Annotated in this window: 12 protein-coding genes; 10 read left to right on the forward strand and 2 right to left on the reverse strand. The window is 48.6% G+C overall.

The window, feature by feature from the left end; translation table 11 throughout:
• Positions 1–163: 163 nt before the first annotated feature.
• Both KDK16_RS11220 and KDK16_RS11225 read right to left on the reverse strand, forming a co-directional pair.
• The gene (locus KDK16_RS11220; protein ID WP_257276169.1) at positions 164–466 is read right to left on the reverse strand and encodes a type II toxin-antitoxin system RelE/ParE family toxin; all 303 of its coding nucleotides are present in this window, start codon (positions 464–466) and stop codon (positions 164–166) included.
• Between the two features lie 5 nt (positions 467–471).
• Positions 472–714: a type II toxin-antitoxin system ParD family antitoxin gene (locus tag KDK16_RS11225; RefSeq protein ID WP_257276170.1), complete on the reverse strand. Its 243-nt coding sequence runs from the start codon at positions 712–714 to the stop codon at positions 472–474.
• Positions 715–775: 61 nt separating this feature from the next.
• On the opposite strand from KDK16_RS11225, the gene traL reads away from it, so the two are divergent.
• The 10 genes from traL to traD form a co-directional block, all read left to right on the forward strand.
• Positions 776–1057 (forward strand): type IV conjugative transfer system protein TraL, encoded by a 282-nt coding sequence (gene traL / locus KDK16_RS11230; RefSeq protein WP_257276171.1) that lies wholly within the window; start codon positions 776–778, stop codon positions 1055–1057.
• Positions 1054–1608, forward strand: a complete 555-nt coding sequence (locus tag KDK16_RS11235; RefSeq protein WP_257276172.1) for a type IV conjugative transfer system protein TraE — start codon at positions 1054–1056, stop codon at positions 1606–1608. Before traL ends, KDK16_RS11235 begins: the two co-directional genes overlap by 4 nt.
• A gap of 183 nt (positions 1609–1791) precedes the next feature.
• Complete coding sequence (locus KDK16_RS11240) at positions 1792–2292, forward strand: YgjV family protein (protein WP_257276173.1); 501 nt, start codon at positions 1792–1794, stop codon at positions 2290–2292.
• Positions 2293–2314: 22 nt separating this feature from the next.
• On the forward strand, positions 2315–2677 hold the full coding sequence (locus KDK16_RS11245) for a type-F conjugative transfer system secretin TraK (RefSeq protein WP_257276174.1): 363 nt from the start codon (positions 2315–2317) through the stop codon (positions 2675–2677).
• Positions 2613–3083 (forward strand): type-F conjugative transfer system secretin TraK, encoded by a 471-nt coding sequence (locus KDK16_RS11250; protein WP_257276175.1) that lies wholly within the window; start codon positions 2613–2615, stop codon positions 3081–3083. The genes KDK16_RS11245 and KDK16_RS11250 overlap by 65 nt, the downstream gene beginning before the upstream one ends.
• Before the next feature lie 10 nt (positions 3084–3093).
• Positions 3094–4254 (forward strand): TraB/VirB10 family protein, encoded by a 1161-nt coding sequence (locus KDK16_RS11255; protein WP_257276176.1) that lies wholly within the window; start codon positions 3094–3096, stop codon positions 4252–4254.
• An 18-nt stretch (positions 4255–4272) separates the two neighbouring features.
• Entirely contained in the window at positions 4273–4668 is a 396-nt protein-coding gene (locus KDK16_RS11260; RefSeq protein ID WP_257276177.1) for a TraV family lipoprotein, read from the forward strand.
• A 14-nt stretch (positions 4669–4682) separates the two neighbouring features.
• The gene (traA, locus tag KDK16_RS11265) at positions 4683–5021 is read left to right on the forward strand and encodes a TraA family conjugative transfer protein (protein WP_257276178.1); all 339 of its coding nucleotides are present in this window, start codon (positions 4683–4685) and stop codon (positions 5019–5021) included.
• 2 nt (positions 5022–5023) lie between these two features.
• Positions 5024–6208 carry a TraI domain-containing protein gene (locus tag KDK16_RS11270; RefSeq protein ID WP_257276179.1) on the forward strand — a complete coding sequence of 395 codons (1185 nt, stop codon included), beginning with the start codon at positions 5024–5026 and terminating at the stop codon, positions 6206–6208.
• The coding region (gene traD / locus KDK16_RS11275; RefSeq protein WP_257276180.1) for a conjugative transfer system coupling protein TraD at positions 6198–7877 on the forward strand (1680 nt) is incomplete at its 3' end. The genes KDK16_RS11270 and traD, both read left to right, overlap by 11 nt.

Raw genomic sequence — 7877 nt, forward strand, 5'->3', positions numbered from 1 at the left:
CTCTGACGGGCAAAGGGTCAAGGCTGGATTTCGACCAGCACCGGGAGGACAGTCGAAAACGATTGGAAGCCCGATACGACAGCATTACCCCATCAAAACTCAACCACTATCAAAACACCAAAACTATAAATCTTCGACAGCAGTGAGCATTTCCCAGGATCGATCAGTATTTTTGTGATTGAAAATCCATCGATTGGTGAAGCACTCTGACAATTAATACGCCATTCACCGTTTCTCTGAAGAAAACGATATGAGCCTTCACAGGGTATGATTTGAGCCCTTTTCTGAGGTCATCCCGGCATCGAGCAAAGCCCGGTGTTTTGGCCAGTCGTTGAAAGGTATCAAAAAGATTTCGGATATACAGATCAGCTTGCTCTTCTCCAAACTCAGTAAAGGTATAGTCATATATGCCTTCCAAATCCTGTCGTGCACGGGGCTTGAACAAGTACTGCTTGTATGGGGGCATAAGGGTTACCGTTTTTTCATTTGGGAAAGGAACTTTTCAAGTTCAAGATCAACCGGTTCACCACTGTTATCACCTTCGTCAATCATTGCCCTCAATTGCTCCAAGTTTGACGAAGCTTTCTGTTCTCTCAGGTTTCTTAACGCCTCGCGCACCACTTCACTGACGGATGAGTACGCACCGGAATCGACCAGCTGTTGAGCATAGCCCTGAAGTTCGTCTCCAAGGCTGATGGTTAATGTTCGAGCCATATTGCACCTCTTGTAAGAATATGTCTTACAGAGTATAGGCGGTAAATGAGTCGAAAGCATCATGGAAATCCCCCGCACCATCAACGACCCCATCCAGTTCCTGTTCTGGTCTCTGGATGAAATCTACCCCGTAGCCGTGGGTCTGATCTGGGGTATCTGGTTTGACCAGCTGCTTCTGGGCATGTTTCTGGGCTGGATAGCAATTCGTGTCTATCGACGATTTCGGGATCGTCACCCTGACGGCCACCTGAGCCACCGGCTTTACTGGCTGGGTTTTTATTTTGTGAAAGCCAGAACCTTGCCCAACCCTTATGTCCGGGTCTTTTACCCTTCCCGAAAATGACCATTCAAGACTATCTGCGACGTTTGAAGCAATGGCGTCAGCAGCTCTGTGTGGACAGGCTGATGCTGCTGGTACTGGTGCTGACGAATGCACTACTGCTTTTCCAATGCCTCAGTCGCAAACCGGCTGTTGAGCTGACTTTGCCATTGATGGATGGGCAGATCGTCATTCACTCCGGTGAGGCTTCGCAGATCTATTACGAATGGTGGGGACTGTCTCTGGCTGAATTACTGGGCAACCTCAATCCGCAGAATCTGTCGTTTGTTGAATCCAGGCTGCAAAGTCTGCTTTCACCCAATCTGCACCGGCAAGTCCATGAAACATTGAATCGGCAGTTCCACCAGTTACGGGAAGACCATGTTTCGCTGAGCTTTGAGCCATTGCAGCTTGAATTTGATGAAAACACTCATGAGGTCAGAGTGACGGGAAACAGTGCTCTCTCATCGGGCCATCAACGCCTGTATGGGCAGAAAACCTTTACCTTTCAGTTCAGTCTGATCCATTATCGCCCTGTGCTTGCTGTCATTCAGATTGAATCTGATCTCAAGTAACCTTTCCTTATGAGATTTCCGACGATACCATCGTCCTTGCTCAAGCCTCAATGGCCCCGGCAGTTAAATATGTCCAACATTGGCCAATACCAACTTTATCAAGCCCAACATTGTGCTGTCAGTATCTATCCAAGTTGGTTCCGTCACACGATTAACCCTAAGAGATCATCGTAAAGACTTGTCATGTTAGAAATTAATTTTGCCCAGGGTGTCGGGCTGTTTGCCTTTATTGTCGGAGCAAGTGCATTCCTTCATCAAAACGGCCGGCGTTTTCGACTACACCTGACCGTATTTCAAATCCTGTTATGTATTCACTTTATTATGATGGGTGCATTCACGGCCGCGTTTGGCTGTGGGATCAGTGCGGCAAGAAGTTATGCTTCAACCAGAACGAAATCAAATAAAGTCATGTGGTTCTTTATTTCGTTATTATGGCTTATGGGTTTACCCAGTTTACAACATAGCTATGAATTGCTAACCATTTTTGGTGCATCTTTAGTAACCTGGGGTTTATTTCAGGTTGATGGAATAAAATTGCGTCTACTTGTCTTGTTTAATTCATTCTGTTGGCTGACAAATAATTTGCTGCTAGGTTCTATTGGCGGGACATTGATGGAGACGACATTTATTATTGTCAACTTGTATACGATATCTAAAATGTTCATTTCAAGACGTGCTATGTAGTCATTTATTGAGAGATTCCTTTATGAACAAAACGCATGTTGTTTCCGTCTGTTTGTATTGTTCATTGACTCTGGCAGCTGCACCAGTCAAGTTGCAGGTATCACCGGGTCAGCAGCAACCCGTAACCCTGAGTCGTCTACACCTGAATCGAATTATCACGCCTTTTGCGGCTCCCCAGATTCGAACCATTGATCAGGCTGATATTCGGATTGAAGGTTCAGTGATTTATCTCTCTTCGCAGCAAGAAAAACCTTTTGTCGTGTACATCACCCCTCATGATAATGAGTCTCATGCCCTTTCTTTGCTGGTAACACCACTGGATGTTCCTCCCAAAGAAATTCAGCTGTCACTATCAAAACAATGGCAGCAAAAAAATCAGCCATAACAGGGCATTAGCAAAACGATTCGAAGAAACCTCGGACTATCAGCAGGCTATCACGGAAGTGCTTGCTGCGCTGGTGAGGGGACAGATACCGGAAGGTTATGAACTGAGCATGTTGCATCAATCCGATATTCAGCATTGCGAGCAGGACGGCCTGATGTTTGATTTTTCCAAAGGCCAGCAGGTTCAGGGGCATCACTTCAGCATTCTGATAGGCACTGCCCAGAATAACACCGAAAAGCCGCTTACATTCCATGAAAGAAATTGTCAGGGCAGCCACACCGCCGCTGTCGCAATGTGGCCAAACAACAAACTGCATCCCGGCCAGCGAAGAGAGCTGTTTATTCTTCTGAATACGCCTGATTATGAATCTGCTCCCATATTGCGCCCTTCTCTGCTGACCAAATAATCATCAAGCAATGAACAGCATCAACCATTATTTAACACCAAGAATAAAGCGTTATGGCATTGTGCTGGGTACCGCAGCGGTTCTGGTCACCCTGATTTTTATGACCAGTAAGCGGCAGGATTCAGGCATTACTAAAACCCCGGAGCAAACCACCTCCTCTGTGGACTTTACCGGTGTGCCACCCAAAGAGTTAACTCTGAACCGTATCAGTGGTGATCTGGAACGCATCCATCAGCAACAGAAAGCTTTGCATGAAACACATCAACAAGAAATAGAGAAGTTGCAACAGGAAATTAGCCAGCTGAAGCAGCCCGTTCAACCCACACTCTCTTTTCCTGAACCTTCGTTGCCAGAACCTGTTCCGGATGTTTTGCAGTGGAATCATTACAGTCAATCACCAACAACCCAATACAACGAAACTGATTACTATGACACACCTCCTCAACCGCCCAGACCTATCCGGGTATTAGGAACTACCAACCCTCAGGCAGTCACCCTAAATTCAAAACCAAAGGATAAACCAAAGCTTTTGCGCTTACCGGCCGGAAGTCTGCTATCCGGCCAGTTAATCACCGGGCTGGATGTTCCGACAGGGCAAGGGGCAAGACGTGAACCTTATCCTGTCCTAATCCGCATCAAAGCTTCTGCCATTTTGCCCAATCGCTATCGCACTAACGTCAGGGAATGCTTTGTTCTGGCATCGGGCTATGGCGACCTGAGTTCCGAGCGGGCTTATCTTCGCAGTGAAACCCTGTCGTGCATCCTCAAATACAACGATAAGGAAGAAGTGATTGAACGACCTCTAGAAGGTTATATCGCCGGAGAAGATGGCAAAGCCGGATTACGTGGCAGGCTGGTCAGTAAGCAGGGACAGGTTATGGCCAAGGCGGCTATGGCAGGCTTTCTCAGCGGTATCAGTGAGGCCTTTGATATCAAACCCGTTCCAGTATTGTCTTTGGTTCCCAACCAGAACGGCCAGATTCAGTCTCCGTTTCAGTCCGGCTTAAAAGACAGTGGAGCCCTGCAAAGCTCTCTGATTAAGGGCAGTAACAAAGCATTGGAAAAGCTGGCAGATTTTTACCTGCAGCTGGCTGACCAGATGGTGCCCGTCATTGAAATCAGCGCCGAACGTAAGGTGGACCTGATTCTCACCCGTGGTCTGAAAAACTAATCTTTCGAGAATTTACCCATGTGTAAACACGATACCAGAGCCTTGCTTCTGATGGTTTCGCTGGTACCTGTTATTCAGGGCTGCTCACTGTTTGGTGTTGGTGAAGCTGAGTATGCCTGCCCGGAACCCGGCAAAGGCGTGTGCAAATCGGCAAGACAGGTCTATCAGAATACCGGTTCAACGTCTGCTGAAAACCTGTTTCCTTCAGCTCCCAAAAACTATTCTGAACCCGATCTTCGTTTTGTAACGCCCGAAGCGATACCCAACCGCACACCCGCTCAAATCCTGAAAATCTGGATTGCCCCCTGGGTTGACAAGCAGGGCAACTGGCACAGCGGCGGAGTTGTGATGACCGATATCGCACCAAGAGACTGGCAGTCTGCCATTCCCGTCTATTCACCGTCTGATGATTAATGGAGTCATTGACCATGCCTGTACTTCTTGCTGATAGGCGACCATTTATTATGAAGCTGCAGAAACTGATGGTGTCTCTGGCACCTCTGATCATTCTTTCTCTACTGCCACAGGAGCTGCAGGCGGCCAATCCTGTCAATGTGACAGGTTCCACTGACTTTGCAGAAATTTATGGTCGCTTGGTGGGTTGGATCAAGGGAGACCTGGGACGAACACTGTCTATCTCTTTTGTCCTGATCGGACTGGCCTACGGCATGGCTCGCAACTCACTGATCGGCTTTGCTACCGGAGTCGGTGCTGCTGTCGGATTGCAGGTCACTCCCACCATTATTAATTCCATTTTCGGGCTTTAACCATGTTCACCTCAAAGGCTTTAGCCATTATCAATCACTGGTTACACCCGCATCACGCTGATGAAAAAATCCCATTACCAAACAATCTTCCAGAAGCTGATCAGCCTATACAACCAGGTTCAGGTTGCGCTGGGTATCAGGTAGGCACAGGAACAATCCTGCATCAGCAACAACAGCTTGTGGAACAGGTAAACGAGCAGCTGAATTTGCCAGCAGAACTTCAGCGCTTGTTTGACCAGACACTGGATAATCTCACCCACTGGCTCCATCTCCTACCTGCTCATCCTCAGCACCACTGTGAACCAGCAGGCGCGATCCGCCATGCTCTGGAAACAGCCTTCTGGTCCGTCACAGCCATGCAGCAGATTCACAGAGACCACGAATTGTATCCAGATCAACGCAGAGCAAGGGAGCCGCTCTGGCGGTTAATGGCAGGAATCGCCGGGCTTTTATATGACAGTGGGCGAATGACCTCCTGTCTTGTTGTTCAACAACCATCAACAGAGCAATGGCCAGCGTTCCAGCAACCTCTTGGAAGCTGGTTGCAACAACACCGCATTAGCCATTACTCACCCCATTGGAAACAGTGTGATACCGATCCCAGGAAACCATTAAGACCAGAATATACGGCCATCAATCTGTTACTTTTGCCGCAGCTGACCCCTCAGACATTCCGCAATGCCCTGCAACCCGACAACAGTAATGGTGCTCTCTGGCAGACTTTTATCGGTGCGCTTACCGGACAAAAAAGCGGCCATGGCGTATCGCAAATCATCGATGCCGTTGAGCTGGCACGCCTGAAAAGCATCAAATTGCATTTCGAAAATGGGGAGGCGCTTAACCAGATCACAAAACCGTCCAAAACTGAGGATCAGCCAACAGAGGAAAAGGATAATGAACTCGATTGGCTTGAGCTGGTTATAGGTAACCTCCACGCAGAGGATATCAAATGGGCGAAAGACAGCCTTCTGCTGCCTTGGCCTGATGCGGTCAAATCCAGGGAAACTCCAGAACCGGATATTCTGCTCAAACAATGGAACCAGAGAGGTTGGATCAGACCTGTTGGGAACCAGATTATTTTTCGACGTAATGGCCGACTGGTCATTGCTCTGCAACCTGTCATTTCCGAACAGTGCAAACAATGGTTGCCAACAAAAAACATCACGGGGACACAGCATGATCAGTGATCGCCCTTATTTGCAAAACTGGCGGCCTATTTATGAGTTGAGTTCCTCCGCCGTATGGTTTTCCGCCATGATTACAGCCTATACATTGTCGTTTTACAGTTTACTGCCGCAGATTGGTTTTGTTCTAACCTCTACTTTCTGCGGGGCCATGATGTTCATTCGGCTGAGACAGGCTTTGCCAAGATGGCAACAGCATCGGCGGCTTAAGGGGAAAAAGCTGGCTCTGTTAAAGCTAACGGGAAAAAAATGCCATTCATTGCAAACAAAGAATCAGAAGCAAGGAGTCTGGTTAGGCTGGGGCTTTGAATGGCAACGGCTCCATGGACAAAGAGCCTGGGACTTATTACGAAGTGATAACCTGCCAGCCAAATCAGAAAAAAATATGGGAGCAGGCTGGATTCACGGTATGGAAGAACATGAGGAGCCGTTATATCAGCCTCTTGAACAGGCTCAGATGCATACCATGGTGATCGGTGTCCCGGGCAGCGGTAAAACCCGACTCTTTGATTTGTTGGTGACACAAGCCGTATTACGCAATGAGCCCGTTATTATCGTCGACCCAAAAGGCGACCATGATCTTGCCAGCCATACCCTCAGAAGTTGCGAGCTGTCAGGCAATCAATACCGGTTTATGAAGTTCCATCCGGGCTTTCCTGCCAATTCCATTCGTATCAACCTGCTACAGAACTTCAACCGTTCCAGTGAGCTGGCCAGCCGGATTTCTGGATTGATGCCTTCCGGTGGTGATAATGCACCCTTTCAGGCTTTTGCCCAAAAAGCCGTTGATGCCGTAGTTCAGGGCTATCTGCTCTGTGGTCAGCGCCCGACCCTTGTCATGATTCGTCAGGGACTGGAAGGCGGAGTCACCAGACTGCTGATTAGAGCGCTCACTATTGTCTGTACACGACACCTGGCTCAGGCAGCAGATATCATTCGGGCGAAGGAAGTTAAGGGCAAAAATAAAGCCGAAGCCGAGGCACGACGCTGGATAGAGTTCTATCGGGATAAGGTCATGCCTGAAACGCCCTGCACCGACGTGGAAGGACTGATCTCACTGTTTGAACATGATCGGGCCCACTATGGAAAAATGATTGCCACCTTACTGCCTGCTTTGGGAATGCTGACAGGAGGTCCACTGGCCCGACTGCTATCAGCGGATCCCACCGATACAGACGACCTGCGCCCCTGTACCCATACCGCCAACCTGATTGAGCAAAACAAGGTGATGTATTTTGGGCTCGATTCCCTGTCTGATCCCATGGTCGGCAAAGCTATTGGACAGTTGCTATTGGCAGACCTGGCAGCCGTGGCAGGGGATCGTTATAACTACGCAGATAGCAACGACAAACCCATCAACCTGTTTGTCGATGAAGCCGCAGAAGTGCTTTGCCCTCAACTTCTGTCCCTGCTTAACAAAGGCCGGGGGGCTCAATTCCGGTTATACGTCGCTACCCAGACGCTGGCTGACTTTGAAGCTCAGTTGGGCTCGAAAGCGGCTGCCCAACAGTTTATAGACAACTGCAATCACCTTATCTGCCTGAGAACGCAGAACCCTGACACCCAGAAATTTATCACCGATAAACTGCCGCCGGTTCGTTACCGCTACTTTATCCGCAATCAGGGCATCAGCACCGATGCTAACCGCCCCATGGAATTCACCGGAAACCTC

This window comes from Endozoicomonas sp. SESOKO4 (assembly GCF_024606275.1).

Bases quoted from the DNA above. Each gene is read 5' to 3' on its own strand.
- KDK16_RS11220 (WP_257276169.1), bottom strand. From the start codon at position 466: ATGCCCCCATACAAGCAGTACTTGTTCAAGCCCCGTGCACGACAGGAT.
- KDK16_RS11225 (WP_257276170.1), bottom strand. From the start codon at position 714: ATGGCTCGAACATTAACCATCAGCCTTGGAGACGAACTTCAGGGCTAT.
- traL (WP_257276171.1), top strand. From the start codon at position 776: ATGGAAATCCCCCGCACCATCAACGACCCCATCCAGTTCCTGTTCTGG.
- KDK16_RS11235 (WP_257276172.1), top strand. From the start codon at position 1,054: ATGACCATTCAAGACTATCTGCGACGTTTGAAGCAATGGCGTCAGCAG.
- KDK16_RS11240 (WP_257276173.1), top strand. From the start codon at position 1,792: ATGTTAGAAATTAATTTTGCCCAGGGTGTCGGGCTGTTTGCCTTTATT.
- KDK16_RS11245 (WP_257276174.1), top strand. From the start codon at position 2,315: ATGAACAAAACGCATGTTGTTTCCGTCTGTTTGTATTGTTCATTGACT.
- KDK16_RS11250 (WP_257276175.1), top strand. From the start codon at position 2,613: ATGTTCCTCCCAAAGAAATTCAGCTGTCACTATCAAAACAATGGCAGC.
- KDK16_RS11255 (WP_257276176.1), top strand. From the start codon at position 3,094: ATGAACAGCATCAACCATTATTTAACACCAAGAATAAAGCGTTATGGC.
- KDK16_RS11260 (WP_257276177.1), top strand. From the start codon at position 4,273: ATGTGTAAACACGATACCAGAGCCTTGCTTCTGATGGTTTCGCTGGTA.
- traA (WP_257276178.1), top strand. From the start codon at position 4,683: ATGCCTGTACTTCTTGCTGATAGGCGACCATTTATTATGAAGCTGCAG.
- KDK16_RS11270 (WP_257276179.1), top strand. From the start codon at position 5,024: ATGTTCACCTCAAAGGCTTTAGCCATTATCAATCACTGGTTACACCCG.